Source organism: Pseudonocardia nematodicida (assembly GCF_040105385.1).
Classification (GTDB): Bacteria; Actinomycetota; Actinomycetes; order Mycobacteriales; family Pseudonocardiaceae; genus Pseudonocardia; species Pseudonocardia nematodicida.
Genome location: NZ_JBEDNQ010000010.1, coordinates 1 through 26,874 on the forward strand (window position 1 = coordinate 1; position 26,874 = coordinate 26,874).

Annotated in this window: 26 protein-coding genes; 10 read left to right on the forward strand and 16 right to left on the reverse strand. The window is 74.0% G+C overall.

The genetic code is table 11. From position 1 onward, the window contains the following. Positions 1-98: 98 nt before the first annotated feature. The 4 genes from qcrB to ctaE form a co-directional block, all read right to left on the reverse strand. Positions 99-1,781, reverse strand: a complete 1,683-nt coding sequence (qcrB, locus tag WIS52_RS22265; RefSeq protein WP_349300278.1) for a cytochrome bc1 complex cytochrome b subunit — start codon at positions 1,779-1,781, stop codon at positions 99-101. Further along, positions 1,778-2,917 (reverse strand): cytochrome bc1 complex Rieske iron-sulfur subunit, encoded by a 1,140-nt coding sequence (gene qcrA / locus WIS52_RS22270; RefSeq protein ID WP_349300279.1) that lies wholly within the window; start codon positions 2,915-2,917, stop codon positions 1,778-1,780. The genes qcrB and qcrA overlap by 4 nt, the downstream gene beginning before the upstream one ends. Then, the gene (gene qcrC / locus WIS52_RS22275) at positions 2,914-3,780 is read right to left on the reverse strand and encodes a cytochrome bc1 complex diheme cytochrome c subunit (protein WP_379610397.1); all 867 of its coding nucleotides are present in this window, start codon (positions 3,778-3,780) and stop codon (positions 2,914-2,916) included. The genes qcrA and qcrC overlap by 4 nt, the downstream gene beginning before the upstream one ends. A gap of 66 nt (positions 3,781-3,846) precedes the next feature. Further along, on the reverse strand, positions 3,847-4,455 hold the full coding sequence (ctaE, locus tag WIS52_RS22280; RefSeq protein ID WP_349300280.1) for an aa3-type cytochrome oxidase subunit III: 609 nt from the start codon (positions 4,453-4,455) through the stop codon (positions 3,847-3,849). A 281-nt stretch (positions 4,456-4,736) separates the two neighbouring features. On the opposite strand from ctaE, the gene WIS52_RS22285 reads away from it, so the two are divergent. Then, complete coding sequence (locus WIS52_RS22285) at positions 4,737-5,129, forward strand: response regulator (protein WP_349300570.1); 393 nt, start codon at positions 4,737-4,739, stop codon at positions 5,127-5,129. Further along, positions 5,126-6,220 carry an anthranilate phosphoribosyltransferase gene (gene trpD / locus WIS52_RS22290; protein WP_379610469.1) on the forward strand — a complete coding sequence of 365 codons (1,095 nt, stop codon included), beginning with the start codon at positions 5,126-5,128 and terminating at the stop codon, positions 6,218-6,220. The genes WIS52_RS22285 and trpD overlap by 4 nt, the downstream gene beginning before the upstream one ends. Positions 6,221-6,270: 50 nt before the next feature. Here trpD and WIS52_RS22295 read toward each other — a convergent pair whose 3' ends face one another. Genes WIS52_RS22295 through WIS52_RS22310 form a run of 4 tightly spaced genes read right to left on the reverse strand, consistent with a single transcriptional unit; the run spans position 6,271 to position 10,218 of the window. Beyond that, the gene (locus WIS52_RS22295) at positions 6,271-7,278 is read right to left on the reverse strand and encodes a sugar phosphate isomerase/epimerase family protein (RefSeq protein ID WP_349300282.1); all 1,008 of its coding nucleotides are present in this window, start codon (positions 7,276-7,278) and stop codon (positions 6,271-6,273) included. After that, entirely contained in the window at positions 7,275-8,366 is a 1,092-nt protein-coding gene (locus WIS52_RS22300; RefSeq protein ID WP_349300283.1) for a Gfo/Idh/MocA family protein, read from the reverse strand. Before WIS52_RS22300 ends, WIS52_RS22295 begins: the two co-directional genes overlap by 4 nt. Next, positions 8,363-9,487 carry a Gfo/Idh/MocA family protein gene (locus tag WIS52_RS22305; protein WP_349300284.1) on the reverse strand — a complete coding sequence of 375 codons (1,125 nt, stop codon included), beginning with the start codon at positions 9,485-9,487 and terminating at the stop codon, positions 8,363-8,365. Before WIS52_RS22305 ends, WIS52_RS22300 begins: the two co-directional genes overlap by 4 nt. Further along, positions 9,484-10,218 carry a sugar phosphate isomerase/epimerase family protein gene (locus WIS52_RS22310; protein WP_349300285.1) on the reverse strand — a complete coding sequence of 245 codons (735 nt, stop codon included), beginning with the start codon at positions 10,216-10,218 and terminating at the stop codon, positions 9,484-9,486. The genes WIS52_RS22305 and WIS52_RS22310 overlap by 4 nt, the downstream gene beginning before the upstream one ends. A gap of 121 nt (positions 10,219-10,339) precedes the next feature. On the opposite strand from WIS52_RS22310, the gene WIS52_RS22315 reads away from it, so the two are divergent. Together WIS52_RS22315 and mftF are read left to right on the forward strand one after the other, a co-directional pair. Beyond that, positions 10,340-11,518, forward strand: a complete 1,179-nt coding sequence (locus tag WIS52_RS22315; protein ID WP_349300286.1) for an ROK family transcriptional regulator — start codon at positions 10,340-10,342, stop codon at positions 11,516-11,518. Then, positions 11,515-12,960, forward strand: a complete 1,446-nt coding sequence (gene mftF / locus WIS52_RS22320; protein ID WP_349300287.1) for a mycofactocin biosynthesis glycosyltransferase MftF — start codon at positions 11,515-11,517, stop codon at positions 12,958-12,960. Before WIS52_RS22315 ends, mftF begins: the two co-directional genes overlap by 4 nt. Here mftF and WIS52_RS22325 read toward each other — a convergent pair. Further along, entirely contained in the window at positions 12,957-13,235 is a 279-nt protein-coding gene (locus WIS52_RS22325; protein WP_349300288.1) for an Lrp/AsnC family transcriptional regulator, read from the reverse strand. The genes mftF and WIS52_RS22325 overlap by 4 nt on opposite strands. 316 nt (positions 13,236-13,551) lie before the next feature. On the opposite strand from WIS52_RS22325, the gene WIS52_RS22330 reads away from it, so the two are divergent. Continuing rightward, the gene (locus tag WIS52_RS22330) at positions 13,552-13,860 is read left to right on the forward strand and encodes a hypothetical protein (RefSeq protein ID WP_349300289.1); all 309 of its coding nucleotides are present in this window, start codon (positions 13,552-13,554) and stop codon (positions 13,858-13,860) included. A gap of 40 nt (positions 13,861-13,900) precedes the next feature. On the opposite strand, the gene WIS52_RS22335 is transcribed toward WIS52_RS22330, so the two are convergent. The 6 genes from WIS52_RS22335 to WIS52_RS22360 form a co-directional block, all read right to left on the reverse strand. Further along, a complete protein-coding gene (locus WIS52_RS22335; protein WP_349300290.1) occupies positions 13,901-15,289 on the reverse strand; it encodes an FAD-dependent oxidoreductase in 1,389 nt (462 codons plus the stop codon). A gap of 63 nt (positions 15,290-15,352) precedes the next feature. Beyond that, positions 15,353-16,318 carry a helix-turn-helix domain-containing protein gene (locus WIS52_RS22340; protein WP_349300571.1) on the reverse strand — a complete coding sequence of 322 codons (966 nt, stop codon included), beginning with the start codon at positions 16,316-16,318 and terminating at the stop codon, positions 15,353-15,355. 69 nt (positions 16,319-16,387) lie between these two features. Further along, positions 16,388-17,500: an LLM class flavin-dependent oxidoreductase gene (locus WIS52_RS22345; protein ID WP_349300291.1), complete on the reverse strand. Its 1,113-nt coding sequence runs from the start codon at positions 17,498-17,500 to the stop codon at positions 16,388-16,390. A gap of 42 nt (positions 17,501-17,542) precedes the next feature. Next, entirely contained in the window at positions 17,543-18,037 is a 495-nt protein-coding gene (locus tag WIS52_RS22350; RefSeq protein ID WP_349300292.1) for a pyridoxamine 5'-phosphate oxidase family protein, read from the reverse strand. A 14-nt stretch (positions 18,038-18,051) separates the two neighbouring features. After that, entirely contained in the window at positions 18,052-18,834 is a 783-nt protein-coding gene (locus tag WIS52_RS22355) for an IclR family transcriptional regulator domain-containing protein (protein WP_349300293.1), read from the reverse strand. Continuing rightward, positions 18,834-19,985, reverse strand: coding sequence for a lyase family protein (locus WIS52_RS22360; RefSeq protein WP_349300294.1), 1,152 nt, complete (start codon positions 19,983-19,985; stop codon positions 18,834-18,836). The genes WIS52_RS22355 and WIS52_RS22360 overlap by 1 nt, the downstream gene beginning before the upstream one ends. 41 nt (positions 19,986-20,026) lie before the next feature. Here WIS52_RS22360 and WIS52_RS22365 point away from each other — a divergent pair, with 41 nt between their 5' ends. The 3 genes from WIS52_RS22365 (at position 20,027) to WIS52_RS22375 (ending at position 22,695) form a co-directional block, all read left to right on the forward strand. Then, positions 20,027-20,674: an HAD hydrolase-like protein gene (locus WIS52_RS22365; protein ID WP_349300295.1), complete on the forward strand. Its 648-nt coding sequence runs from the start codon at positions 20,027-20,029 to the stop codon at positions 20,672-20,674. A gap of 96 nt (positions 20,675-20,770) precedes the next feature. After that, positions 20,771-21,673 (forward strand): MOSC domain-containing protein, encoded by a 903-nt coding sequence (locus WIS52_RS22370; RefSeq protein WP_349300296.1) that lies wholly within the window; start codon positions 20,771-20,773, stop codon positions 21,671-21,673. Positions 21,674-21,744: 71 nt separating this feature from the next. Then, positions 21,745-22,695 carry a D-2-hydroxyacid dehydrogenase gene (locus tag WIS52_RS22375; protein WP_349300297.1) on the forward strand — a complete coding sequence of 317 codons (951 nt, stop codon included), beginning with the start codon at positions 21,745-21,747 and terminating at the stop codon, positions 22,693-22,695. Here the strand turns inward: WIS52_RS22375 and WIS52_RS22380 are convergent. Next, positions 22,689-23,363: a GntR family transcriptional regulator gene (locus tag WIS52_RS22380; RefSeq protein WP_349300298.1), complete on the reverse strand. Its 675-nt coding sequence runs from the start codon at positions 23,361-23,363 to the stop codon at positions 22,689-22,691. The two genes, WIS52_RS22375 and WIS52_RS22380, sit on opposite strands and share 7 nt — an antisense overlap. Before the next feature lie 222 nt (positions 23,364-23,585). On the opposite strand from WIS52_RS22380, the gene WIS52_RS22385 reads away from it, so the two are divergent. Together WIS52_RS22385 and WIS52_RS22390 are read left to right on the forward strand one after the other, a co-directional pair. Beyond that, entirely contained in the window at positions 23,586-25,586 is a 2,001-nt protein-coding gene (locus WIS52_RS22385; RefSeq protein WP_349300299.1) for an alpha-amylase family protein, read from the forward strand. A gap of 49 nt (positions 25,587-25,635) precedes the next feature. Next, positions 25,636-26,772, forward strand: coding sequence for an ABC transporter ATP-binding protein (locus WIS52_RS22390; RefSeq protein ID WP_349300300.1), 1,137 nt, complete (start codon positions 25,636-25,638; stop codon positions 26,770-26,772). Positions 26,773-26,874: the final 102 nt, after the last annotated feature.

The window sequence follows — 26,874 nt, forward strand, 5'->3', positions numbered from 1 at the left end:
GGCGGGGGCGGGACGGTGGGACGGGGCCGGACACGACGAGAGCCCCGCCCCGGCGGGTGCCGGTGCGGGGCTCTCGGGTTGTGCGTCGTGCGCTCAGCTCACTCGGTGGGCTGCTGCGGGCGTCCGCCGTCGTCCGGTCGGCCGGCCAGCTCGTCCTGCCGTCCGGACTCGAGCTGCCGGCGGGCGGCGGCACGCTCGTCGCGCTCGAGCAGCTCGCGCTCGTGCGCCTCGTGCCGCGCCTGCTCCAGCGCCCGGGTCTCCTCCGGCGGGTCCGGGCGGAACATCGAGCCCGCGACCGGCGAGCCGGCCGAACCCAGCTGGTTCATCCGCTTCGGCACCGAGGTGCCCTGGTACTCCAGCGGGATGGCGTGGCCGTGCGAGTCGACCCCACCCAGTGGCTGGTGCACCTCGATGAACTCGCCGTGCGGCAGCCGCTTGATGATGCCGGTCTCCACACCGTGCTCCAGCACCGCGCGGTCGGCCTTCTGCAGGCCCAGGCACCAGCGGTAGGTGACCCAGTACACGATCGGCGGAACGATCAGCAGACCGAGCCGGCCGGCCCACGTCGTCGCGTTCAGGTCGATGTGGAAGAAGAACGAGATCCAGTCGTTGAACCCGCACATCACGAGCCACAGGTAGAACGAGATTCCCATGGCACCGAGCGCGGTGCGGACCGGCACGTCCCGCGGGCGCTGCAGCAGGTTGTGCAGCGCGTCGTCCCCGGTGAACCGGCGTTCGATCGCCGGGTAGGCGCCGGCCAGCACGAACAGCACCGGCAGGAAGCCCGCGGTCGGGATGAACGCGGCCGGGATCGTGTAGGTGTCGAACAGGTAGAACTCCCACGGCGGGAAGATCCGGCCCATTCCCTCGGACCACAGCATGTAGAAGTCCGGCTGCGATCCCGCGGAGATCTGTGCGGCGTCGTACGGGCCGATGTGCCAGATGCCGTTGATCTGGAACAGGCCGCTGATCAGCGCGATCACGCCGGCGGTGACGGCGAAGAACGCGCCGCCCTTCGCCGCGAACTGCGGCATGATCCGCACGCCGACCACGTTGTTCTCGGTCCGGCCGGGGCCGGGGAACTGGGTGTGCTTCTGGTACCACACCAGACCGAGGTGCACGGCGATCAGCGCGAGCAGGACCCCGGGCAGGATCAGCACGTGGATGATGTAGAGCCTGGGGATGATCTCCGTCCCCGGGAACTCCCCACCGAACAGCGCCCAGTGCACCCAGGTGCCCATGACCGGCACGGTCAGCGTGATGCCCGAGGCGATCCGCAGGCCGATGCCCGAGAGCAGGTCGTCCGGCAGCGAGTAGCCGGTGAAGCCGGCGAAGGTGCCGACCAGGATCAGCACGATGCCGATCATCCAGTTCGTCTCACGCGGCTTGCGGAACGCTCCGGTGAAGAACACCCGCATCATGTGGACGATCATCGAGGCGACGAACAGCAGCGCCGCCCAGTGGTGCACCTGCCGCATGAACAGGCCGCCGCGGACCTCGAGCGAGATCTCCAGCGCCGACTCGTAGGCCCGCGACATGTGCACGCCGCGCAGCGGGTCGTACGGGCCGTTGTAGATGACCTCCTCCATCGAGGGGTCGAAGAACAACGCCAGGTAGACGCCCGACAGGATGACGATGATGAAGCTGTAGAGGGCGATCTCGCCCAGCATGAACGACCAGTGGGTCGGAAAGACCTTGTTGAACTGCTTCCGCAGCCCCGCCGCCGGGTGGTAGCGCTGGTCGAGCTGGTCGAGCGCCGCGGCTCCCTTGTTCGAACTCATGTCGTCTTCGGCCTCTCCCAGAAGGCGGGTCCGACGGGTTCCACGAAGTCGCTCGTGGCGACGAAGTAGCCCTCGTCGTTCACCGTGATCGGCAGCTGCGGCAGCGCACGGGCGGCGGGCCCGAACACGGGCTCGGCGTCCTGCGTCGCCAGGAACTGCGACTGGTGACACGGGCACAGGATCCGGTTGTCCTGTGCCTGGTACAGCGAGGTGGGGCACCCGAGGTGGGTGCAGATCTTCGACCAGGCGTAGAAGTCGCCGTAGTTGAAGTCCTCCTGGCCCGGTCGCTTCGTGACCTGCGTCCCCGGGCGGAGACGGATCAGCATGACGGCGGCGTCACCGGCACGCTGGGCGTGCAGGAGCTCCTCCTCGTTGCCGCGCTCGCTCTCCCGGTACGGGAAGACGGTCATCATCGATCCGGGCTCCATGTCCTCCGGACGCACGCGTGCGATCTCCGAGAGGATACCGGTGTCCGTGCGCAGATACACGGTTTCGCCGCCTTCGGCCCGCCAGCCGGTGTGCCACAGCGGCGCGTCGTCGCCCTCGGCCCACGGGTTCTTGATCAGGCCGCCGAGCGCGACGATGCCGGTGCCGACGCCCGCCAGGCCGGCCGCGAGACCGGCGCTGCGCAGGATCAGCTTGCGCCGGCCGAGCGTGGTCTTCTCGCCGGCGTCGGTGACCTGGGCCACGAACGTGCGGCGGTCGATCTCGTCGGAGATGCCGTCGTGGCGCTGCTGCACCGCGACCTCGTCCGGGAACAGCTTCTTCACGGCCTGGATGACCGCGATGCCCAGCGCGAGGATCGAGAACCCGAACGTGAACCCGATGACCGGGGTGTAGAGCGAGTAGATCGCGTGGCCGGGCTCACCGGCGTTGACGTACTCCCACGGCCACGCGATGAAGGCGACGACGAACGCCAGCATCGACACCGCCGAGATGACGAACCACAGCGCGACCGACCGCTCGGCCCGCTTCTCCGCCCGCGTCCCCGGGATCGGGAACTTGGGGGTGTTGTGCACGACCTCGACCTCGTCGAGCTCACCGGCCAGCCGGGCCAGCTGCTCGGGCGACATCGCATCGAGCTCCTCCCGGGTGGGGCGACGGTCGCCCTGCCCGGTGGTCACTTCGCTGCTCAACTCTTCGCTCCCAACCAGATCGCGAACCCGACCAGACCGGACATCACGACGATGAAGACGAACACGCCCTCGGAGGTCGGTCCGAGACCCAGCAGCGAGTAGCCGCCCGGGTCGTTCGTGTTGTTGACCGACTTGATGTAGGCGATGATGTCGCGCTTCTCCTCCGGCGTGAGCTGCTGGTCGGAGAACCGCGGCATGTTCTGCGGGCCGGTCTGCATCGCGGTGTAGATCTGCGACTCGCTCGCCGGGGCCAGCGCCGGGGCGTACTTGCCGGACGACAGCGCGCCACCGACCCCGGTGAAGTTGTGGCAGGACGCGCAGTTCAGCCGGTAGAGCACCCCGCCGCGGGCCGGGTCCTCGCCGCGCAGCGCCTCACCGGTCGCGGCCGGGGTGACGGGACCGCCACCGTTGGCCTGGATGTAGGCACCGAGGGCCTCCAGGTTCGCCCGTCCCTCGGGGGTCTCCGGGTCGAAGATCGGCAGCGGGTGCTTGCGAGCCGCCTGCGCCTCCTGGCGGGCCATCGGCATCCGGCCCGACGACACCTGGAAGTAGACCGCGGCGTCACCGACACCGATCAGGCTCGGTCCGCGGTCCGCCTCACCCTGCAGGTTCGCCCCGTGGCAGGTGATGCACGTGTTGTTGTAGAGCTGCTCGCCCTGGGCGATCAGCGCGGCGTCCGGCTGCGCCTGCGCCACCTGCGGCGTGGGGGCGAAGGCGGCGTAGAGGAAGCCGACGGAGAGCAGGCCCAGCCCGATGGCCAGGGCGCCCGCGATCCGGCGACGCATCTTGCCGTGCGGCCGTACCCGACCGGCCTCGCGGTCGGGCCGCTCGCCCGGTGGTGGGTTCTCGGGGTTCTCGGTCATCGCTGGGGGTCTTCCAACCTCGACGTCGTGGCGGGTGCGGTCACTGGGCGGTCCGGACTGCGCCGGCTATCGGATGAAGTAGATGACGGCGAACAGCCCGATCCACACCACGTCCACGAAGTGCCAGTAGTACGACACCACGATCGCCGCGGTGGCCTGTGCCGGCGTGAACTTGCTGAGCGTCGTGCGGATCAGGAGGTAGATGAACGCGATCAGACCACCGATCACGTGCAGGCCGTGGAAGCCGGTCGCCATGAAGAAGACCGATCCGTAGGCGCTCGACGCCATGGTCGTCCCGTCGGACACGAGCACGACGTACTCGTAGGCCTGGCCGACGACGAAGAACGTCCCCATCAGCAGCGTGATCACATACCAGCGGCGGAGCCCGAACACGTCGCCGCGCTCGGCCGCGAACACGCCGAACTGGCAGGTGAACGACGACGCGACCAGGACGATCGTGATCGTCAGCGCGTACGGGACGTCCAGGTGGGTCTCCGGCGGCGGCCAGGGACCGTCGTTCTGGGCCCGCGCGGTGAAGTACATCGCGAACAGCCCGGCGAAGAACATCAGCTCGCTGGCGAGCCAGACGATGGTGCCGATGCTGACCAGGTTGGGCCGGTTCAGCGAGTGGATCCGCGCGCTGATGTTGGGTGCCGCTGTCGTCACGCCGGGCATTATGACCCGACGCGAACTTCTACAGCCTGTCGGGCTCCCTGTTTCGGCGCGTCGGATCGCCGGGCGGCACGGTCGGACCGCTTTCCCGCAGGTGATCGGGTCGGCCCTCCGGGGAGCCGGCGCCTGATCAACGTCCGGTGCCGTCGCCGGGTTCCCGGCGCCGACCGACCACTAGTATCCGACGCGTGGCGAGCGGAGCATCGGCAGAGACGGGCGGCAAGGGCGGCGTCAGCCGGGAGGTCGGCGCAGCAGCCGGCGGAACGGCGACCGGGACCAGCACGGTGCTGGTCTACAGCCACCGCCCCGAGGTGCGCGAGAGCATCATCGAGGCGGTCGGGCGGCGCCCGGCGCCGGACGTCGGGCGGGTGACCTACACCGAGGCCAGCGGGATCGCCGAGGTGCTCGCGGCCTGTGACGCCGGCGAGGCGGACCTGCTCGTGCTCGACGGCGAGGCGCAGCCCACCGGCGGGATGGGCGTCGCGAAGCAGATCCGGCACGAGATCATCGACAGTCCCCCGATCGTGCTCACCGTGCGGCGGCGCGACGACCGCTGGCTGGCCACCTGGTCCGAGGCCGACGCGGTGCTGGTGCACCCGCTGGACCCGATCGAGGCCGCCGAGGTCGTCGCGCAGGTCCTGCGGGACGCCCGGGCCGGCACGCTGACCCGGAGCTGACGCCGGTGACCGCCGCCCCGACCCCTGCGAACCCGACCCCGGCGACCCCGACCTGGCCGTCGGTGATCGGCCGCCTGATGCGCGGCGAGGACGTCGGCGCCGGGGAGGCGACCTGGGCGATGGGCCAGGTCTTCGCCGGCGAGGCGACCCCGGCGCAGCTGGCCGGGTTCCTGGTCGCGCTGCGCGCGAAGGGCGAGACGGCGGCGGAGATCTCCGGGATGGCCGACGCGATGCTCGCGCACGCGCTGCGGGTCGAGGTCGCGGGCCGGGCCGTGGACGTCGTCGGCACCGGAGGTGACCAGGCCCACACCGTCAACATCTCCACGATGTCCGCGATCGTCGTCGCGGCCGCCGGGGCGCCGGTGGTCAAGCACGGCGGGCGGGCCGCGTCGTCGCAGGCCGGCACCGCGGACGTGCTGGAGGCGCTCGGTGTCGCGATCGAGCTGACCCCGGCCGCGGTCCAGCGGTGCGTGACCGAGCTGGGGATCGGGTTCTGCTTCGCGCAGGCCTTCCACCCGGCCATGCGCTACGCCGGCGGGGTCCGCCGCGAGCTGGGTGTCCCGACCGCGATGAACGTGCTCGGACCGCTGTCGAACCCGGCGCAGCCCGCGGCCGCGCTGGTCGGCTGCGCCGACCCGCGGCTGGCGCCGATCATGGCCGAGGTGTTCGCCCGGCGCGGCAAGTCGGCGCTGATCGTCCGGGGTGACGACGGGCTGGACGAGCTGACCACCACGACGACCAGCACCGTCTGGATCGCCTCCGGCGGGCAGGTGCGGCAGACCCGGCTGGACCCGACCGCGCTCGGCGTGCGCCCGGCCACCACCGAGGACCTGCGCGGCGGGACCCCGGACGTCAACGCCGGCGTCGTCCGCGACCTGGTGGCGGGCAAGACCGGGCCGGTGCGCGACGCCGTGCTGCTCAACGCGGCCGGCGCGCTCGCCGCCCACCGCGGCGTCGACGGGGACCTGACCGCGGCGATCGGCGCCGCCCTGGACGCGGTCGCGACGGCCGTCGACTCCGGTGCCGCCGCGGACCTGCTGACCCGCTGGGCCGCACTCTCCACGGAACTGGCCGGCGCTCCGCGCTCGTGAGTGGTCGTCGCGGTCGGAGCCGCGACAACCACCCACGAGCGCGACAGCGCCTACTGGTTCGAGAACGCCGCGTCGAACGAGGCCTCCGGCCGCTTCCACAGCAGCGACCGGACGAACCGCACGGCCTCCTCGGCGCCGTGCAGCCGGTCCATCCCGGCGTCCTCCCACTCGATCGAGATCGGGCCGTCGTAGCCGATCGCGGTCAGTGCGCGGAACGCGTCCTCCCACGGGACGTCGCCGCGGCCGGTGGACACGAAGTCCCAGCCGCGCCGCGGGTCGCCCCAGGGCAGGTGCGAGCCCATCCGCCCGGCCCGGCCGTTCGGGCGGCGCAGCCGGGTGTCCTTGCAGTCCACGTGGTAGATCCGGTCGCGGAAGTCGGTGATGAACCCGACCGGGTCGATGTCCTGCCACATCATGTGCGAGGGGTCCCAGTTGAACCCGAACGCCGCCCGGTGCTCGACGGCCTCCAGCGCGGCCACGCTGGTCCAGTAGTCGTAGGCGATCTCGCCGGGGTGCACCTCGTGGGCGAACCGGACGCCCTCGCCGTCGAACACGTCGAGGATCGGGTTCCAGCGCGCCGCGAAGTCCGCGTAGCCGGCGTCGATCGTCGAGGCCGGGACCGGCGGGAACATCGCCACGTACTGCCAGATCGACGACCCGGTGAACCCGACCACGGTGTCGACGCCCAGCTTCCGCGCGACCTTCGCGGCCCGCGCCATGTCCTCGGCGGCCCGGCGGCGGACCCCCTCGGCGTCGCCGTCGTCCCACACGTAGTCGCGCAGGATCGCCCGGTGCCGGAAGTCGATCGGGTCGTCGCAGACCGCCTGCCCGGCGAGGTGGTTGGAGATCGCGTAGCAGCGCAGGCCGTGCCGCTCCAGGATCTCCAGGCGGGACCGGACGTAGGCGTCGTCGGTCTCGGCCCGGCGCAGGTCCAGGTGGTCCCCGGAGGCGGCGATCTCCAGGCCGTCGTAGCCCCAGCCGGCGGCGAGCTCGGCGACCTGCTCGAACGGCAGGTCGGCCCACTGCCCGGTGAACAGCGTGACCGGTCTCGTACTCACTGGTTCTCCCCCGTCTCGATCCAGCCGCCGTCCGCGGCGGACTGCAGCACGGCCTCGGTGAGCCGCACCGTGCGGAGGCCGTCGGCGAAGCGCGGCAGCCCCTCCGGCTCGTCGCCGCGGACCGCGGCGTAGGTGTCGGCGACGAACGCGCCGAACGCGTCCTGGTAGCCCTGCGGGTGACCGGCCGGCACGGTGCACAGCCGGGCCGCGTCCGGCGCGAGCTGGTCGGCGTCGCGCGGGACGAGCGTGCTGCCCGCCCGGCGCCCGACCCACAGCGTCTCCGGCTGCTCCTGGTCGAACCCGACGCTCTCCGCGGTGCCGGCGATCTCGATCGCCAGCCGGTTCTTCCGGCCCGGGGCGACCTGCGAGACCAGCAGCGTCCCGATCGCGCCGCCGCGGGTGACCAGCGTGAGCGCGGCGGCGTCCTCGGTGGTCACGCTCGTATGCCCGGCCCGGTCCTGGTGCAGGATCCGGGTGGTGGCCGCCAGCCGGGTGACCCGGTCGCCGGTCACGAACTCGACCAGGTCGACCAGGTGCGACCCGATGTCGGCGAACGTGCGGGACCGGCCGCCCGCGCCGGCGTCGACCCGCCAGTTGCCGTCGCCGGCGGCGAGCATCCAGTCCTGCAGATAGCTGCCCGAGATCGTCACCGGCGGTCCCGCCGCGCCGGAGGCGAACCGGGCGCGGGCCTCGCGCACCATCGGATGGAACCGGTAGACGAACGGGACCGTCCCGACCAGCCCGGCCGCGGCGACCGCGCGGACCAGGTCCTCGGCGTCGGGCACCGCGATGGCCAGCGGCTTCTCGCACACGACGTGCCGGCCCGCGGCGATCGCGGCCGCCGCCTGCCCGGCGTGCAGCGCGTTGGGGGTGCAGACGTGGACGACCTCGACGTCCGGGTCTCCCAGCAGCTCGCCGAGGTCGGCGTAGCCGCGGGCGACCCCGAGCCCGGCGGCCACCTCCCGGGAACGCTGCGGGGAGCTCGCGAGCACCCCGGCCACCGTCGCGCCCGCGGCACGGGCGGCGCGGGTGTGCACGCGGGCCATGAACCCGCCGCCGACGACCGCGACCACCGGCCCCGCACTCATGCGATCTCCGCGCGGTAGGGGTTCCAGTCCTCGGGCAGCGCGGGCGGCACCGTCACGGTGTCCGCCCCCGCGATCGCGACCGACGCGCCCCGCTCCCCCGCCTCGAGGGTGGCGAGCATGACGTCGAGGACGTGCAGCGCGAGCGTCCCGGAGGCACGCTCCGGCACCCCCGCCGCGATCGACCGGGCCAGCTCGAGCACCCCGACACCGCGGGTGGCCTGCACGGCGGGCACCCGGATCTCCCGGCGGTCCCGGACGATCTCCGCGAGCGACTGGGTCTCCGACACCAGGGTCGGGTTGCCGTCGAAGCGGTTCGGGTCCGGCACGACCAGCGTCGCCTCGGTGCCGGTGACCTCGAACAGGGTCCGCCGCAGCGGCGAGTCGAAGCTGAACGTGCACTGCGCGGTCCGGCCGCCGGCGAACTCGTAGAGCGCGACGACGTGGGTCGGGACCTCGACCGGGAACTCCCGGCCGGCCGACGGCCCGGACCCGATCACCCGGGTCTCGCGCGACCGCGACGTCGACGCCGTCACCCGGGTGATCGGGCCGAGCAGGTGCACCAGCGTCGTCAGGTAGTAGGGGCCGATGTCGAGCAGCGGGCCGCCACCCTCGGCGAACAGGAACGCCGGGTCCGGGTGCCACTGGTGGGGTCCGGGGTTCTGCATCAGCGCGAGCGCGGTCAGCGGCTCACCGATCTCCCCGGCCTCGATCAGCCGCCGGGCGGCCGAGATGCCGCCGCCGAGCACGGTGTCCGGCGCCGAGCCCACCCGCAGCCCCGTCCGCTCGGCGGTGTCGAGCAGCAGCCGGGCCCCGTCGCGGCCGGTCGCGATCGGCTTCTCGGTCCAGACGTGCTTGCCGGCCAGCAGCGCGGCGAGCGAGACCTCGACGTGCGCGGCCGGGACGGTCAGGTTCACGACGATGTCGACCCCGTCGTCGTCGAGCAGCCCGTCGAGGTCCCCGGAGCGGGGCACGCCGAACCGGTCGGCGGTCTGCTTCGCCCGCGCCGGATCGAGGTCGGCGACGTGCCGGACCTCGACGTCGGCGAAGTCGGCGAGGTTGGTCAGGTACTGCGTGCTGATCACGCCGGCGCCGACGACGCCGACACCCACCGGCACGCTCACGCCGGGACCTGCCCGGTGAGGTAGGAGTAGCTGTCGGCCAGCGCGGTGAACATGTCCCCGCGGGTCGCGTCCAGCTCGACGACGCGCAGAGCCTGCGGCGCGGCCGCCAGGATGTCCGGGATCGGCAGGCTGCCCTGCCCGACCGCGACCTGGTCGAGCGTCTCCGGGGTCGCGGGGCCGTCCTTGACGTGCACGGCGACCACCCGCTCCCCCAGCCGGCGCAGCAGCGCGACCGGGTCGGTCCCGCCGACCGCGGCCCAGTAGGTGTCGACCTCCAGGACGACGGCGTCGTCCAGCCGGTCGGCGAAGTACTCCAGCGCGGTGGTCCCGCCGATCGTGGAAGCCAGCTCGTGCGCGTGGTTGTGGTAGCCGATCCGCACCCCGTGGTCGGCCGCCACCCGGGCCGCGTCGTTGATCAGCGCGGCGGTGGCGGCGACGTCGTCGGCGTGCTGCCAGCGTTCCTGCGGGACGTGCGGGTCGATCACCGTCCCGACGCCGGCCTCCCGGGCGGCGGCGAGCACCGGCGCGACGTCGTCGCCGAGGAAGGTCTGGTGCGCGGTGGGCGCGGTGAGGCCGTGCGCCGGCAGCGCCTCGCGCAGTACCGGGGCGTGGGTGATCAGGCCGTACGGCTCGACCCGGGTGTATCCGAGCTCCGCGATGCGGCGCAGCGTGTCGGACGGGTCGGCGGTGAAGGCCTCGCGGGCCGAGTAGAGCTGGACGGAGAGGGTCACGATGCTCCCGGATGCTGGTCGACGGCGACGACCCATTCGACCGGACTTCTGACGGGACGTCAACAAAAGTCTGTCGTGGAATGCATACTTCCGATCAGGCTACTGCTATAACTCTCGGACCATGGCCGACCGCTCGCACGACCTGCTCGTCGCCCCGGAGGCGGCGGCGCTGCTCGCACTGCTCCGCGAGGGCGGCCCGCGGACCCGGGCGCAGCTCACCGCGCTCACCGGACTGTCCCGCAGCACCGTCGCCGCCCGGATCGAGACCCTCCTCGACGCCGGCCTGGTCGCCCCGGTCGGCGAGGAGGTCTCCACCGGCGGTCGCCCGCCCGGCCGGCTCGCGTTCCGCGCCCGCGCCCGGCTCGTGCTCGCCGTCGACCTCGGGGCCACGCACGCGGTCGTCGCGCTGACCGATCTCGCCGGGACGGTGCTGGCCCACCGGTCCCGCCGTGTCCCGATCGCCGACGGACCCGAACCCGTGCTGAGCTGGGTGCTGACCACCGGGCTCGAGCTGCTGGCCGGGACCGGCCGGCCGGCGTCGGACCTGGCCGGTGTCGGCATCGGTGTCCCGGGCCCGGTCGAGCACCTCACCGGCACCCCGGTCAGCCCGCCGATCATGCCCGGCTGGGACCGCTACGACGTCCCGGCACGGGTCCGCGAGGCGTTCGACGTCCCCGTCCTGGTGGACAACGACGTCAACCTGCTCGCGCTGGCCGAGCACGCAAGCGTCTGGCCGGACCGGGAGGACCTGCTCTTCGTCAAGGTCGCGACCGGTATCGGTGCCGGGATCGTGTCCGGTGGAGGGCTGCAACGCGGCGCGCAGGGATCGGCCGGGGACCTCGGGCACGTCCGGATCCCGGGCACCGACGGGCGCACGCTCGAGGCGGTCGCCTCCGGAGCCGCGCTGGCCCGCGCGCTGACCGGGCAGGGCATCCCGGCCGCCGGCACCGACGACGTCGTCGACCTGGCCCGGGCCGGGAACCTCGCCGTGCTCGACGCGGTCCGCCAGGCCGGGCGGGACCTGGGCGAGGTGCTCGCGACCTGCGTCAACCTGCTGAACCCGTCGGTGATCGTGATCGGCGGCGGGCTGTCCCTGGTCGGCGACCACCTGCTCGCGGGGGTGCGCGAGATCGTCTACCGGCACTCGACCCCGCTGGCCACCCAGCACCTGACGGTGGTCCAGGCCGCCTCCGGTGAGCTCGGCGGCGTGCTGGGGGCGGCGACCCTGGTGACCCGGCACGTCCTCGACCCGGTCCCGGGCACTCCCGGCGGCAACGGCACCGGGCGGGCGGGCAGGTGACCACCGCCCGGCTGCCCGACGGCTTCCGGGTCACGCTCGGCGACGACGTCCGGCGGCGCGCCGGGACCGCCGGCGGGGAATCGCTGCTGGGCACCGTCCCGCCCCGGCTGCTGCACCTGACGGCCGCCGAGGCCGCGCTCGTGCACCGGGACGGCACGGTCGTCGTCGACGGGCCGGCCACCCGGCGCCTCGCCCGGGCCCTGCTCGACGCCGGCCTCGCCCACCCCACCGGGCCGCAGCCGGGAGCGCCCACCCCGGACCGGGTCGCGGTGGTGGTCCCGGTCCGCGACCGCCCGCTCGAGCGGCTGCTCGCCGCGCTGGCCGCGGGCCCGCGGCTCGGTGGGCTGGTCGTGGTCGACGACGGCTCGGCCGACCCGGCGCCGCTCGCCCGGGCGGTCGCCGAGGCGGGCGGTGCGCTCGTCCGGCACCCGGAACCCCGCGGTCCGGCCGCCGCCCGCAACACCGGCCTCGCCGCCGTGCGCCGTGGCGGCCCGTCCGGCACGCCCTTCGTGGCGTTCCTCGACTCCGACGTCGTACCGGCCCCGGACTGGCTCACTCCACTGCTCGAGCACCTGGCAGACCCGGCCGTCGCCCTGGTCGCGCCCCGGGTGACCGCCCTGCACCCGGAGGCCGGCGGACTCGTCGGGGCCTACGAGGCGTTGCGGTCGTCACTGGACCTCGGCACCGCGCCGGCCCCGGTCGGCCCGCACGGTGCGGTGTCCTACGTCCCGGGTGCGGCGATGCTGCTGCGGGTCGCGGCGGTGGACGGGCCGGCGTTCGACGAGGACCTGCACGTCGCCGAGGACGTCGACCTGCTCCGGCGGCTGGACTCCGGCGGCTGGGTGGCGCGGTACGAACCGGCAGCCCAGGTCGCGCACGACCATCGGGTCGCCCCGACGACGTGGTTGCGGCGCAAGCTCTTCTACGGAACCGGTGACGCCCGCCTGGCCCGCAGGCACCCGGGTTCGGCGCCGCTGCTCACGATGACCCCGGCCGCGGCGGCCGTCTGCGCGGCGCTGATCGCGCCGCGCCGGGCCACCGCGGCCGTCGCCGCGGTGGCGGCAGCAGCCTCGACGGTCCGGCTGGCCCGCCGGCTGCCCCGGCTCCGCTCCCCGTACCGGGCGGCGGCGCTGCTGACGGCGTTCGAGGTCGTCGGCGGGCTGTGGCAGGCCGCGACCGCACTCGGGCGCACCGGCTGGCCGATCGCCGCGGTGGCCGCACTCGCCTCCCGGCGCGCCCGGCGACTCGTCGCCGTGGTCACGGTCGCGGAGGGGCTCGCCGACTGGTGGCAGCACCGCGACCGCGCTCCGGACGCGCGCCTGCCGCTCCCCGGCTACCTGCTCCTCCACCGGGTCGACGACGTCGCCTACGGCACGGGGGTGTGGGTGGGGATGGTCGGCGAGCGCACGCTCGCACCACTGCGGCTGCGGCTGCGCCGCTAGTCGAGCCCCATCGAGAAGGCCGCGTCCGTGTCGGCCTTCGAGTAGGACCGGAACGCGATGTGCGTGTCGGTCGCGACCACGCCGTCGACCTTGCTGAGCTTGCCCGCGATGACGTCGGCGAGCTCCTCGTGCTCGCGCACCTTGACGATCGCGACCAGATCCACGTCCCCGGCGCACGAGTAGACCTCGGCCACGCCGTCGAGGTCCGCGATCGTCTGCGCGGTCTCGGGAATCCGGTCGGCGGCGGTGTGCACCATGACGATCGCGGTGATCACGACGGGAGTCCCCCTGTCAGAACGAGGCCGGTGTACCCGAGCAGGTTAGACGGCGGTCGTCATGTGGCGCAGGCCGCATGGCCTTGCTACTGTGATCTCATGCACCTCGTCGAGCGCACCCTTGCTCGCAGAGCTCTCCGTGAGCTCGGTGCCGTGCTGCCCGCGCGACTCAGCGCAGTAGTAGCACCGCGCGTCGGCTGATCCAGGCGGCCGGCGCGCCACGGCGAACCCCCGGCACCTCTCGCCGATTGCGACGAGACCCCCGAGACCTGGCTCGCGTTTCCATTTGATGACGCAACGCACGGAGCCGTTCCCCATGAGCATCACGACCCACCGCCCCAGCACCTTCTCCTTCACCGACTCCTCCGGTGACCCCGCGGACATCGCGTCCCGGATGCCGCGCCGGCGCACCGTCGTCACCGGCGACGGCATCGACGGGGTCATGCGGGTCGCGAGCGTCCTGCAGGCCTGCGGCCGCACACTGCGGGAGTTCGCGGTCGACGTCCGCGAGGGCGTCGCCTACAGCTCGGTCACCTGCACGATGTCAATGACGCCCGACGAGGCCGAGTCGTTCGAGAACGGCATGCTCGCCATGCCGGGCGTCGTGGCCGTCGACCCGTACTGACCGCGGCCCGCCGACACCGACCCTCCGGCCGGGGACGAGCTCAGCCGGCGCGCTCGGCCCGCCCCCGGGCGGCGTCGAGCATGTCCGGCCGGACCGCGATCTTCACCCGGTCGGTGCCACCGCGCCGTTCGCCGAGGGCGATCTCGGCGGCGTCGAGGCGCAGCCAGTCCTCCCACAGCACCGGGTCGATCCCGAACTCGCGCAACCGGTCGAGCACCGCCCGGCCCCCGGGGCGCGGTGGTGTCGGCAGCGTCGGGAGGTCTGCCAGCACCGAGGCGGCGGTCTCGGCGCCGTCGGACTTGTTCGTCCCGATCACCCCGGTCGGGCCGCGCTTGATCCAGCCCGCGACGTAGCTGCCGCGGACCGGCTCGCCCCCGAGCATCACCCGGCCCGCCTCCTGCGGCACGGTGCCGGTCGCCTCGTCGAACGGCAGGCCGGGGATCGGTTCGCCGGTGTAGCCGATGGCGCGCACGACGAGTCCGGCGTCGAGCACCGCGCGTTCCCCGGTGCCGCGCACCCGCCCGTCGGCGGTGATCGCGTTGCGCTCGATCTCGACACCGGTGACCCGGCCGCCGTCGCCCAGGATCCGGACCGGGCTGCGCAGGAAGTGCAGGTGCACCCGGCGCCCCGACCCGGCTCCCGGCGGGTCGGCGGCCCATCCGGTGAGCGTGTCGACGACCTGCCGCATCCGGCGCTCGGACGGTTCGGGTACGCCCGCGGCGAGCAGGCCGTCGTCGTGCACCACGACCTCGACGTCGTCGAGCGCGCCGAGCCCGCGCAGCTCGGGCGGGGTGAACTTCACGTGCTGGGGACCCCGCCGGATCACCACGTGGACGTCGGTGACGGCGCTGGCACCCAGCGCGTCGAGCACCGCGTCGTGCGCGTCGGTGGCGGCGATGTCCCGTGCCGGCCGGGCCAGCATCCGGGCGACGTCGATCGCGACGTTCCCGGCACCGACCACGACGACCCCGCTCCGGTCCAGGTCGGGGACGGGGCCGGTGGCGTCCGGGTGCCCGCAGTACCAGGACACGAATGCGCCGGAGCCGACCGAACCGGCCAGGTCCTCACCGGGGATGCCCAGGTCGCGGTCGACCGAGCTGCCCGAGGCGTAGACGACCCCGTGGTAGTGCTCGCGCAGCACCTCGCCGGGGATGCCGCCGTCGCCGACCGTGACGTCGCCGAGGAACCGGACCCGCTCGGCGTCGTCGAAGGTGTTGACCAGCGCCCGGATCACCGACTTCATCTTGAGGTGGTCGGGCGCGACGCCGTAGCGGACGAGCCCGTAGGGCGCCGGGAGCCGGTCGATGATGTCGACGGCCACCCCCGGATCACCCGCCAGCAGGGCCTCGGCCGTGTAGAGCCCGGACGGGCCGGCTCCGATCACGGCGATCCGGGGCGGCCGGGCGGTCGGCACCTGCGGGCTCGTCACGTGCGCACCTCCGTGAACGGATGGTGACGACGCTAACAGCCCCGCGGGCGGTAAGCGATCACGTCACGCGGGGCGCAGCGCCCGCTCGCAGCGGAACGTGCTGCGGTAGTCGGCCGGCGACACACCGAGCGCGCGGCGGAAGTGGTGCCGGAGCAGCGCGGCCGTGCCGAACCCGGCGCGGGACGCGACGGCGTCGATCCCGAGGTCGGTCTCCTCCAGCAGGGTGCGGGCGTGCAGCACCCGCTGCGCGGAGATCCAGCGGTGCGGGGTCGTGCCGGTCTCGACGACGAACCGGCGGGCGAAGGTCCGCTCGGACATCGCCGCGCGCCGGGCGAGCGCCGCGACGGTGTGCTCGCGGTCGAGGTTCTCCAGCAGCCAGGCCAGCACCGGGGCCAGCGAGTCCCCGGTGCACTCGGGGATCGGGAGCTCGACGAACTGGCGCTGGCCGCCCTCGCGCTGCGGCGGGACGACCATCCGGCGGGCGATGCCGTTGGCGACGGCGCCGCCGAGCTCCCGACGGACCAGGTGCAGGCAGGCGTCGATCCCCGCGGCGGTACCCGCGCTGGTGACGAGGTCGCCGTCGTCGACGAAGAGCGAGTCCTCCTCGACCACCGCCCGCGGGTGCCGCTCGCGCAGCTCGTCGGCGTGCTTCCAGTGCACGGTGCAGCGCCGGCCCTCGAGCAGCCCGGCCGCGCCGAGCACGAACACCCCGGAACAGATCGACAGCAGCGTCGCGCCGCGGTGCCGGGCCCGCTGCAGCGCCTGCAGCACGGCCGGCGGGAACTCGCGCAGCCCGGTCGCGGCGACGCCCACGACGTCGGCGCCGGACAACGCGTCGAGGCCGTGTTCCGGGGTGACGGTGACCCCGCTGGTGGTGCTCACCGGGCGCCCGGCCTCGGGGCCGCAGACCGTCCAGCCGAACACCGGAAGGCCGTCGTCGGAGCGGTCCAGGCCGAAGACCTCGCTGAGCACGCCGAACTCGAAGACGGCGAGCTCGTCGAGCACGAGCACCGAGACGCTGCGCAGCATCGCCCCACCGTAGGACGGCAGGATGAAGCGGTCGAGGCCGATTCCTGCCACGGGCCGTCGAGATGGTGTTCAGCTGCGCGCGTACCGGCCGGCCGGGCGGGTCAGGCCGAACCGGTCGCGCAGCGACCCGTCGTACGGGGCGGACGCCCAGGCGTCGCCGAAGGCGGGTAGCAGGCCGTCGACGATCTCAACGACGCCCGACGGCAGCGCGAGCGGGACCAGGGTGAACCCGTCCGCGGCGGCCTCCTCGGCGGCGTCGCGCAGCAGTCCCGCGAGCGCGGCCGGGTCGCCGACGTGCCGCAGTGTCGCCGGGCCCGGGTCGACGCCGGCCGGGGCCAGGCGGTCCAGTTCTCCCAGGAGGGACGGGTCGAACAGCGTCTCGACGTCGAGCAGCACCGGCACCCGGTCCGGGTCCCGACCGGCGCCCGCGACCGCGGACCGGACCCGCTCGCGGGCCTCCGCCGCACCCGCGACGGTGTCCGCGGCGACCCGCACGACGTCGGCGTACCGGCCCACCACCGGCAGCGCCTCGGTCTCGTCGCCGCGCAGCACGGTCAGCGGCTGCCCCTGCGGCGGGCGCGGGGTGATCGACGGGCCCTTCACCGAGAAGAACTCGCCGGCGAAGTCGATGTAGTGCAGCTTCTCCCGGTCGACGAACCGGCCGGTCGCGGCGTCCCGGATCTCCGCGTCGTCCTCCCAGGAGTCCCAGAGCCGGGCGACGACCTCGACGACGTCGGCGGCCTCCCGCCACAGCGCGTCGGCCGGCGCCGGGCCGGTGCGGCCGAACAGGTCGGCCTCGGCCCGGGTGCGGGACACCCCGGGCTGCCAGCCGGCCCGGCCGGTCGAGACGAAGTCCAGCGTCGCGATCGCCTTGGACAGGTGGAACGGCTCGGTGTGGGTGACGGTCACGGCCGGGACGACGCCGATGCCGGGGACCGCGGGCGCGACCCGGGCGGCGACGGCGACGGCGTCCAGGGTGCCGGGTTCGGCGTCCGGGTCCGCGGACGGAGGGAGCAGGGTGTCGGCGAGCGCGACCAGGTCCAGGCCGCCGCGGGCGGCGGTGCGCACCGCCTCGACATGGCGGTCGGCAGCGAACAGGTCCCCCGCTCCGGGCAGCCGCCACGCCCCCGGATGGCGTCCCGCGCCGCCGAGCTCGACCGCGAGGTGCATGCGTCCGTTCACTCCGTGCCTCCGAGGGTCGCCTGCCGTTCTCCGGGCAACCGGCTACCCGACGCCGATGTTCCCGGGTAGCACCACCCGCTCGAGCCCGTCCGGCCCCGGCCACCACGCCGTGACCCGACGCAGCCGCACCCGGACCGGCTGGGCGAACACGCTCCGCCAGCCCGCGAGGTCCTGGTCGCCCAGCAGCGGGCGGTACTTCTCGCCGAACGCCGCCGTCTCGGCCGCCGGGGGCTCACCGGTGAGCGCGGCGTCGCCGTCGGCGGTCAGGACGTCGGCGCCACCGCCCGCGGTGTCCAGGGAGAGCGCGACCGCGGACCGGTCGCGCAGCCGTCCCACCTTGGCGGTGTCCGGCCGGCTGAAGATCACGACGTCCGGGTCGGCGAACAGGAACCAGACCGGGACCGGGTGCGGACGCCCGTCGGCGCCGACCGTGGTCAGCCAGACGATCGGCTCGGTCGTCAGCCGGTGCGCGACGTGCGCGTGCCGGGGATCGGCGGGGTCCAGCAGCGGCGTCGCGGATTCCGTCGCGGGTTCCATCGGGGAATGGTGCCCTATCCGGACGCCCGCAGGTCCGCCTCGATCGCCGCGGCGCAGGCCCGCAGCTCCGGCAGCACCTCGGTGCGCAGCGCGCCGGCGTCGCGCCGGGAGGCGTGCGTCGACACGTTGGCGGCGGCCACCACCCGTCCGGCCCGGTCGTGCACCGGGACCGCGATCGACCGCAGGCCGGACTCCAGCTCCTGGTCGACCACGCAGTGGCCCTCGACGCGCACCCGCGTCAGCTCCGCACCCAGGGCGTCCGCGCCGGCGACGGTGTGCTCGGTCAGTGCTTCGGGGTGCAGCCCGGCCAGGTAGCGCTCCAGCGCGGCGGGCGGCAGCGCGGCCAGCAGGACCCGGCCCATCGACGTCGCGTAGGCGGGGAAGCGGGTCCCGATGGTGATCGCCACGGTCATGATCCGGGCGGTCGGCACCCGGGCCACGTAGACGACCTCGTAGCCGGCGTCCGGGTCGCCGTCGAGCACCGAGACCGAGGCGGACTCGCGCACCCGGGCGACCAGCGCCTCCAGGTGCGGGGCCGCGACCTCGGGCACCCCCATGGCCGACAGGTAGGACCAGCCCAGCTCCAGCACCCGCGGGGTGAGGGTGAACAGCCGGCCGTCGGTGCGCACGTAGCCCTCGTCGACGAGGGTGAGCAGGAACCGGCGCGCCGCGGCCCGGGTCAGGCCGGCGGCGCGGGCGACCTCGGCGAGGGTCCGCTGCGGGTGCGCGGCGTCGAAGCTGCGGATCACGGCGAGGCCGCGGGACAGCGAGCGGACCTGCTCCCGCTTCTCCTCCATCACGCCCGCCCGGCCAGCACCCGGTCGACCAGGTCCGGGGCGTGCCCGACGCCCGCTCCCTGGGCTCCCGCGGCCAGCGCCAGGTTGTGGGCCATCGCGTCGGGGTGCACCTGCAACCCCTCCAGGCAGACGCGCAGCCGCGCGGCCGCGCCGGCGGTCACCCGCAGCAGGTCGGTCAGCGTCTCCCACTCGGCGTGCCAGGCACCGGCGGCGCGCTGGAACTCCTGCTCGGCGCACGCCAGCAGCGTCGCGACCAGCCCGGGCGCCCGCTTCGCCGCGCCGCGCGCGGTGACCGCGGCCGCCGGGTTGCGCTTGTGCGGCATCGACGACGAGTCGCCGGGTGCGGCCTCGGAGACCTCGCCGAGCTCGGTCGCGGACAGCAGCACGACGTCGGTCGCGGGCTTCGCGCAGGCCCCCGCGGCGACGCCGAGCGCGCCGGCCAGCTCCCCGATCCGGGTCCGCTCGGTGTGCCACGGGACGCCCTGCCGGGCGAGCCCGAGGCGGTCGGCGAGCGCGTCGGCGACGGCCGGGCCGTGCGGGTGCGCGGCGGCGAGCGTGCCGGCGGCGCCGCCGTAGGAGACGGGGAGCTCACCCGCCAGCGCGGCCAGCCGGTGCCGGGCCCGGTCCAGCCCGGCGCACCACCCGGCGGCGACGGCGCCGAAGGTGGTCGGCAGAGCCTGCTGGCCGAGCGTACGGGCGGCGCACGGGGTGTCCCGGTGCGCGGCCGCGAGCCCGGCGGCGGCGTCCGCGCAGCCGGTCAGGTCGTCGACGATCCGGCCCACCGCCCGGCGGGTGAGCAGCACCAGCGCGGTGTCCAGGACGTCCTGGCTGGTCGCGCCGGGGTGCACGGCCCGCTCGGCGCCCGGCTGGATCCGCGCCGCGGCCGCCTTGAGCCGCTTGACCAGCGGGATCACCGGGTTGCCGCCCTCGGCCGACTCCGCGGCGAGCGCGGCCGGGTCGACACCCGCGACGGCACCGACCGCGCGCTCGACGCCGTCCGCGTCGTCCGGGTCGACGGTGCCCTGCTCGGCGGCGACCGCGGACAGCGCCAGCTCGACCTCCAGCAGCGCGGCGATCCAGGCGCCGTCGTCGAGCAGCCCGTCGACGCGGTCGGTGCCGGACAGCGGGCCGTACAGCGTGGTGTTCGCCATGCGTACAAGAGTACGCAGGGCGTTACAGGCACGATGGGCACGTGCTGACCCACATCCTGCTCGATCTCGACGGCACCCTCGTCGACTCCGGCCCCGGCATCCTCGGCTCCCTCCGTCGCGCCGTCGACGAGGCCGGGTTCGACGTCTCCGACGACGCGCTGGGCCCGCACCTGCTCGGCCCGCCGATGTACCAGTCACTGCCCCCGATCCTCGGCGAGAAGGGCACCGAGGTGGTGCTGCCGATCTACCGCCGGATGTACGGCGACGAGGGTGGCTGGCTGGAATCCCGCCCCTACGACGGCATCGAGGAACTGCTGCGCGGCCTCGCCGGCGCGGGCGTCACGATCGCGCTCGCCACCAGCAAGGCCGAGCCGTCCGCCCGCAAGATCCTCGCCCACCACGGCTGGACCGACCTGTTCACCGCGATCGTCGGGGACACCCGGGACCGCGAGCGCCCGTCGAAGGCCGCCGTGGTCGCCGAGGCCCTCCGGCAGCTCGGGAACCCGTCCGGCGACGACCTGCCGCTGATGGTCGGCGACCGCCTCTACGACGTCGTCGGGTCGGCCGAGCACGGCCTGCCCTGCGCCGGGGCCGGCTGGGGTTACGCCGAGCCGGGCGAGCTGGAGTCCGCGGGGGCGCACGCGGTGTACGCGACGCCGGACGAGCTGCGGCGCGCCCTGCTCGGGTAGGGCCCGGCCCACTACCGCCCGCCCGTCCGGCGCACCGCCGCCCCCGGCCGGGCGCGCGCGTTCGCGCCGTGCGCGCCGGAACGGTAGACACCGCGTATGACGGTCGTCTCGCTGCACCGGTACCCGGTCAAGTCCATGCTCGGCGAGACCGTCGAGCGGTCCGTGGTGACCGCGCGCGGGCTGCTCGGCGACCGGGCGATGGCCGTGTTCGACGTCGAGTCCGGCACCGTCGCCAGCGCCAAGGTCCCGCGGCTCTGGGCCGGCCTGCTGGAGTTCTCCGCCCGGTACGCCGGCGAACCCGAGCCCGGACGACCGCTGCCGGAGATCGAGATCCGGTTCCCGGACGGCTCGATGCTCCGCTCCGACGACGAGGGCGTCGACGTCGCGCTGTCGGCGGTCCTCGGCCGCGAGGTGCGACTGATCTCCGAGGCGCCGGAGGGCAGCCAGTTCGAGGAGGTCTGGCCGGAGATCGACGACCTGCCGACCGACCGGCTCGCGCCCGCCGCGCTGATCGAGGGCACCACCGCGCGCAGGGAGTCCTCCGGTGAGGCCGTGAGCCGGTTCGACGTCTCCGCGTTCGGCGACCCGGGGACATTCTTCGACCTGTCGACGCTGCACGTCCTGACCGAGTCCACGCTGGACCGGTTGCGGGAGCTCGCGCCGGACGCCGACTTCGACGTCCGCCGGTACCGGCCCAATGTCGTGCTTCGGTGCGCGGACGCCGGGTTCGTGGAGAACGACTGGCCGGGGACCGAGGCCACGATCGGCGACGTCGGCATCCGCTACTCGTTCGCGACGATGCGCTGCGTCATGACCACCCTGGCGCAGGGCGGCGGGCTCTCCCGGGACCCGGAGACCCTGCGCACGATCGCGAAGCACAACCGCATCGAGATCCCGCAGATCGGCGGCACCTGGGCCTGCGCGGGGGTCTACGCCGACGTCCTGCACGAGGGCGAGGTCGCCGTCGGCGACGCCCACACCGGGCCGTCCACCGCCTGACGCTCCTTTCCCGGCGCGGCGTCCGACGTGTATTCATGTCGGACAACATGCCGCACCGTCCCGGGAGAGCCATGACCACCGACACCGTCGTCGTCCTCGGGCCCCGGTCCGACGAGCAGCGTGCCCGGATCGAATCCGCGGCCGGCCGCTACCCGGTGCGGTTCGCGACGTCCCTGGAGCCGGCCGACCCCGGTCTCGCGGACGTCGTGGCGGTGGGCGGCAGCGTCCGGGGCGACGTGCTGGCCGCGGCGCCCCGGCTGCGCTGGGTGCACTCCTGGGCCGCGGGACCGGACGCCGACCTCTCCCCCGAGATGCGGGCCGCCGGGCACGTCGTACTGACCTCGTCGGCCGGCAACGGTGCGATCCCGCTGGCCGAGCAGGCGATGCTGTTGATGATGATGCTCGACCGGGACGTCCCGCGCTGGATGCGGGCCCAGGCCGATCACCGCTGGGACCGGTTCACCCACGGCGAGCTCGCCGGCGCGACCCTGGGGATCGTCGGCGTCGGCAACGCGGGCACCGACCTGGCGCGCAAGGCCCGGGCGTTCCACATGCGGGTGCTGGGCTGCCGGCGCAACCCGGGACGCCCGGTCGACGGCGTCGAGCGGATGTACGGCCTGGCGCAGCTGCACGAGTTCCTCGGCGAGTGCGACGTGGTCGTCGTGACCGCACCGGCGACCCCGGAGACCCGCGGGGTGTTCGACGAGGAGGCGTTCCGCGCGATGCGGCCCACCGCGACCTGGATCTGCATCTCGCGCGGCGGGATCGCCGACGACGACGCCCTGCTCCGCGCACTGCGCGAGGGCTGGATCGCCGGCGCGGGCATCGACGCGCACGGCGTCGAGCCGCTGCCGGCCGGCTCACCGTTCTGGACCGCCCCGAACACGGTCGTCACCCCGCACAACGGGGCGACGACCGCCGGCACCGCCCGGCGCGGCCTCGAGATCTTCCTGGACAACCTGACCCGCTTCGCGGCCGGCGACGAGCTGGTCAACGTCGTCGACAAGGCCGCGGGCTACTGACCCGCCACGGGGGCCGCGGACCCGGTGATCATGTCCCGGAGCTTGTCCCGGGCGTGCCGGAGGTGGAGCTCGGTCGCGGCCTCGGCGCCCGGCCGGTCCCCGGCACCGATCCGGCGCAGGATCGTGTCGTGCTCGTCCGCGATCACCTCCGCGCGCAGCAGCTGGTTGGCCTGCACCCGGGCCATGCAGACGTGCGCCTCGGCCATCAGCGCGGAGTGCATCCGCTGCAGCCGGCTGCTCCCGTCCGCGACGATCAGCGCCCGATGGAAGTCCACATCGGAGGCGACCACCAGCGCGGCGTCGGAGAGCGTCGCGCCGTGCCGCAGGGCCGTGTTGGCGAGCGTGGCGTCCGCCGGCACGTGGGCGGCGTCCGCCAGCCGGCCGTGCACGTGCCGCTCGATCACCAGCCTGCTGTCGTAGAGGTCAGCGACGTCGTCCGGCCCCATCTCGGCGACGACCGAGCCCCGACGGCCGTCGCGCACCAGCAGCCCGTCGGCGACCAGCCGGTCGACCGCGGCCTTGGCGGTGGGCCGGCCCACCCCGAACCGCGAGGCCACGGCCACCTCGGTGACGGTCGCCCCGGGCGCGTCCTCCCCCATCAGGATGCGGTGCCGGACCGCCTCCTCCACGGCGTCGACGACCGACGTCGTCCGCAGCTGCTCAGCCATGACACCTCCCACGCGTTCACTGATACCGCCAACATGTATTACAACAGCACTTGACAGACAATCTGGCGTCGCAAAGACTCCTGGCATGTCGGTCATCGGATGTCCGGACCCTCCAGGCACGGGCGCACCGGTGGCGGCGGTGCCCGTCGCGGCAGGCTATCCGGTGCGGATCCCGGGCCGTCCCGGCTCGCCCGGCGCCGGGGCGGGCACGGAGGCCGCCGGATGACCGGGACGGCGACACTGTGGTGGAACGCCCCGTTCCGGATGTTCCAGACCAACATCCGGGAGATCGACGCCGGGATGGACGTCGAGCGGGTGCTGGACGGCATCGAGTCCTACGGCGCCGACGCGTGGCTGCTCAGCTGCGGGGGCATCGTGTCCAACTACCCGACCGGGCTGGCGCACCAGACCCGGAACCCGGCGCTCGCGCAGCGCACCTCGGGCGACCTGATCGGTGACGCCGTCACCGCCGCCGCCCGGCGCGGCGTGCGGGTACTGGCCCGGATGGACTTCTCCAAGATCGACCGCCCGGTCGCCGAGGCGCACCCGGACTGGTGCTATCTCGCACCCGACGGCACCCGGCAGGTCCACCAGGGCCTCACCAGCGTCTGCCCGAGCGGCGGGTACTACCAGGAGAAGATCTTCGAGGTGCTCGGGGAGATCCTGGGCCGCTACCGGATCGACGGGTTCTTCTTCAACTGGATGGGCTTCAACGAGGTCGACTACGAGAAGCGTTACCGCGGGGTCTGCCGGTGCGTGGCCTGCGTCGCCGCGTTCGCCGGCCGGCTCGGCGGGACGCTGCCGACCGGCCCGGCCTCGCCCGGCTACGTCGAGTGGCAGCGGCTGACCCACGACACGATCGACGTGCTGCTCGCGCGCGCCCGGGACTTCATCGCCGCCCGCCGCCCGGACGCCCCGCTGATCATGCGGGACACCGCCGACATCATGTTCCACGAGGCGAACAACGCGCTCGGCCGTCCACTGTGGCCGCACCGGACGTCGGAGAACGTCAGCGTCGCCCGCAGCTACCGCCCGCACGTCCCGGTGCTGGTCAACTCGGTCGCGTTCCTGGACATGCCCTACCGGCTGGTCAGCGAGGAGCCCCGCCAGTTCGAGCAGTACCTGCTCGAGGCGAGCGCCCGGGGCGCCTACCCGTCGACCTACATCATGGGCACCCCGGACGAGTTCTCGTACGCCGCGCTGCGCACAGGCTCGTCGGTGATCCGGTTCCACCGCGACCACCACGACGTCTACACCGGACTGGTCCCGGCCGCGCGGACCGCGATCGTGCGGGCCGACCCGTTCAAGGCGGACCGGCCGGAGCACAGCACGACCGAGTTCCAGGGGCTCTGGACCGCCCTGCTCGAACGGCACGTGCCGTTCGACGCGCTCCTGGAGAACCGGGTCGCGGAGATGGCGCGGAACTCCTCGCTGGACCGGTACGCCCTGCTGGTGCTGCCCGACCTCGGCCCGCTCGACGATGACGTCGCCGCCGCGCTGGACGGGTTCGTCGAGCGGGGCGGGCGGCTGCTGCTCACCGGCTCCACCGGGCTGCGCGACGGGCGCGGGCAGCTCGCCGGCGCCGGGGTGGACACCGTGCTGGTCAGCAACACCACCCGCGAGTCGACCTGGTCGTCGGCGATCGTCGGCGACGACGGCGGGTCGCTGCTGCCGATCCTGGGCGAGTTCCACGTCGTCCGGACCCGCCCGGGGGCGAAGACGCGGATGTCGGTGCTGTCCACCGCGCCGTACGGCCCGCCGGAGAAGTGCTACGGCCACCTGGCCGTCGACCGGCCTCCGCACATCGGGTTCGCGCGCGGCGCCGGCCGCACGGTGACGCTGCCCTGGACACCGGGCCGCGCCTACCGCGAGATCGGCCTCGGCGCGGTCGGGGACGTGGTGGCGGAGGCGGCCCGCGACCTGCTCGGCCCCGGCGCCGACGTCGACACCGACCTCCCCGCCCAGGTCGAGGTAGTCCTGGGCCGTTCCGGCGCCGGGCTCGTCGTGCACCTGCGGAACCTGACCGGGCACCGCGGGCAGAGCTTCGGCGACCCGGTCCGGATCGGCGCCGGTCACCGGCTCACGCTGCGCGTCCCCGGCATCTCCTCGGTCCGGTCCCTGGTGGACTCCGGACCGCTGGAGACCACGCTCGACGGGGACGGCCACACCACCGTGGCGCTGCCGGCGCTCGACGTGTTCGAGGTCCTCGTCGCCGCGACCTGACCCGCTCCACCACCCGCTCACCCCGCTCACCGTCGAGAAGGGACATCCCATGGCCGAGGTCGTCTACGAGTCCGCGTCCCGTGTGTACCCGGGCTCGCCACCCGTGCGCGCGGTGGACACCCTGGAACTGGAGATCCCGGACGGCGAGTTCCTGGTGATGGTCGGGCCGTCCGGGTCGGGGAAGTCGACGGCGCTGCGGATGCTGGCCGGACTGGAGGACGTCGACGAGGGCGGGATCCGGATCGGCGACCGGGACGTCACCGACCTGGCCCCGAAGGACCGGGACATCGCGATGGTGTTCCAGAACTACGCCCTCTACCCGCACATGACCGTGGCCCAGAACATGGGCTTCGCGCTGAAGATCCAGGGCGCACCCAAGGCCGAGATCCGGTCGAAGGTCGAGACCGCCGCGCAGCTCCTCGACCTCACCCCGTACCTGGAGCGCCGGCCCAGGGCGCTGTCCGGCGGGCAGCGCCAGCGGGTGGCGATGGGCCGGGCGATCGTCCGCGAGCCCTCGGTGTTCCTGATGGACGAACCGCTGTCCAACCTGGACGCCAAGCTCCGGGTGGAGACCCGCGCCAGCATCACCGCGCTGCAGCAGCGGCTGGGCACCACGACGGTCTACGTCACCCACGACCAGGTCGAGGCGATGACGATGGGGACCCGGGTCGCGGTGCTGCGCGACGGCGTCCTGCAGCAGTGCGCGTCGCCGCGCGAGCTCTACACCCGGCCGGCGAACGCGTTCGTCGCCGGGTTCATCGGGTCACCGTCGATGAACCTGCACGTCAGCCGGCTCACCTCCGACGGGGTCACCGTCGCCGGGTACACGCTGCCCGTGCCGCGCGGGCTCGGGCGCAGCAGCGGAGCGGAGATCACCGTCGGGATCCGGCCGGAGCACCTGCGCCCGGTGGACGGGCCGGCGATCCCGCTGACCGTGGAGCTGTGCGAGGAGCTCGGCTCGGACTCCTACGTCTACGGCCGGATCCCGCACCGCGCCCCCGACGACGGCTTCAGCCACGAGGTCGACGGCGGCGCCCTCGGCGACGACGGGGGGACCCAGCGCGTCGTGCTGCGCACCGGGTCCGGGGTCTCGCCCCGGGTGGGCGAGACGATCCAGATCGCGCCGGTGTCCCCGGACCGCATCCACCTGTTCGACACCGCCACCGGAGCGCGCCTCACCGACTGACCCCGCACCCCGGCGTCGTTCCCGCACCGCATCCGGTCGGCGCGCGCTCGAACCGGCCTCGACGCATCCGTTCGCTCAGCGAACAGTTGTCCGTCGTGCGAA

What these genes read in the sequence shown, in the direction of transcription:
- qcrB (WP_349300278.1), bottom strand. Translation starts at nt 1,781, where the DNA reads ATGAGTTCGAACAAGGGAGCCGCGGCGCTCGACCAGCTCGACCAGCGC.
- qcrC (WP_379610397.1), bottom strand. Translation starts at nt 3,780, where the DNA reads ATGACCGAGAACCCCGAGAACCCACCACCGGGCGAGCGGCCCGACCGC.
- ctaE (WP_349300280.1), bottom strand. Translation starts at nt 4,455, where the DNA reads ATGCCCGGCGTGACGACAGCGGCACCCAACATCAGCGCGCGGATCCAC.
- WIS52_RS22300 (WP_349300283.1), bottom strand. Translation starts at nt 8,366, where the DNA reads ATGAGTGCGGGGCCGGTGGTCGCGGTCGTCGGCGGCGGGTTCATGGCC.
- WIS52_RS22315 (WP_349300286.1), top strand. Translation starts at nt 10,340, where the DNA reads ATGGCCGACCGCTCGCACGACCTGCTCGTCGCCCCGGAGGCGGCGGCG.
- WIS52_RS22330 (WP_349300289.1), top strand. Translation starts at nt 13,552, where the DNA reads ATGAGCATCACGACCCACCGCCCCAGCACCTTCTCCTTCACCGACTCC.
- WIS52_RS22340 (WP_349300571.1), bottom strand. Translation starts at nt 16,318, where the DNA reads ATGCTGCGCAGCGTCTCGGTGCTCGTGCTCGACGAGCTCGCCGTCTTC.
- WIS52_RS22350 (WP_349300292.1), bottom strand. Translation starts at nt 18,037, where the DNA reads ATGGAACCCGCGACGGAATCCGCGACGCCGCTGCTGGACCCCGCCGAT.
- WIS52_RS22355 (WP_349300293.1), bottom strand. Translation starts at nt 18,834, where the DNA reads ATGGAGGAGAAGCGGGAGCAGGTCCGCTCGCTGTCCCGCGGCCTCGCC.
- WIS52_RS22360 (WP_349300294.1), bottom strand. Translation starts at nt 19,985, where the DNA reads ATGGCGAACACCACGCTGTACGGCCCGCTGTCCGGCACCGACCGCGTC.
- WIS52_RS22370 (WP_349300296.1), top strand. Translation starts at nt 20,771, where the DNA reads ATGACGGTCGTCTCGCTGCACCGGTACCCGGTCAAGTCCATGCTCGGC.
- WIS52_RS22375 (WP_349300297.1), top strand. Translation starts at nt 21,745, where the DNA reads ATGACCACCGACACCGTCGTCGTCCTCGGGCCCCGGTCCGACGAGCAG.
- WIS52_RS22380 (WP_349300298.1), bottom strand. Translation starts at nt 23,363, where the DNA reads ATGGCTGAGCAGCTGCGGACGACGTCGGTCGTCGACGCCGTGGAGGAG.
- WIS52_RS22385 (WP_349300299.1), top strand. Translation starts at nt 23,586, where the DNA reads ATGACCGGGACGGCGACACTGTGGTGGAACGCCCCGTTCCGGATGTTC.
- WIS52_RS22390 (WP_349300300.1), top strand. Translation starts at nt 25,636, where the DNA reads ATGGCCGAGGTCGTCTACGAGTCCGCGTCCCGTGTGTACCCGGGCTCG.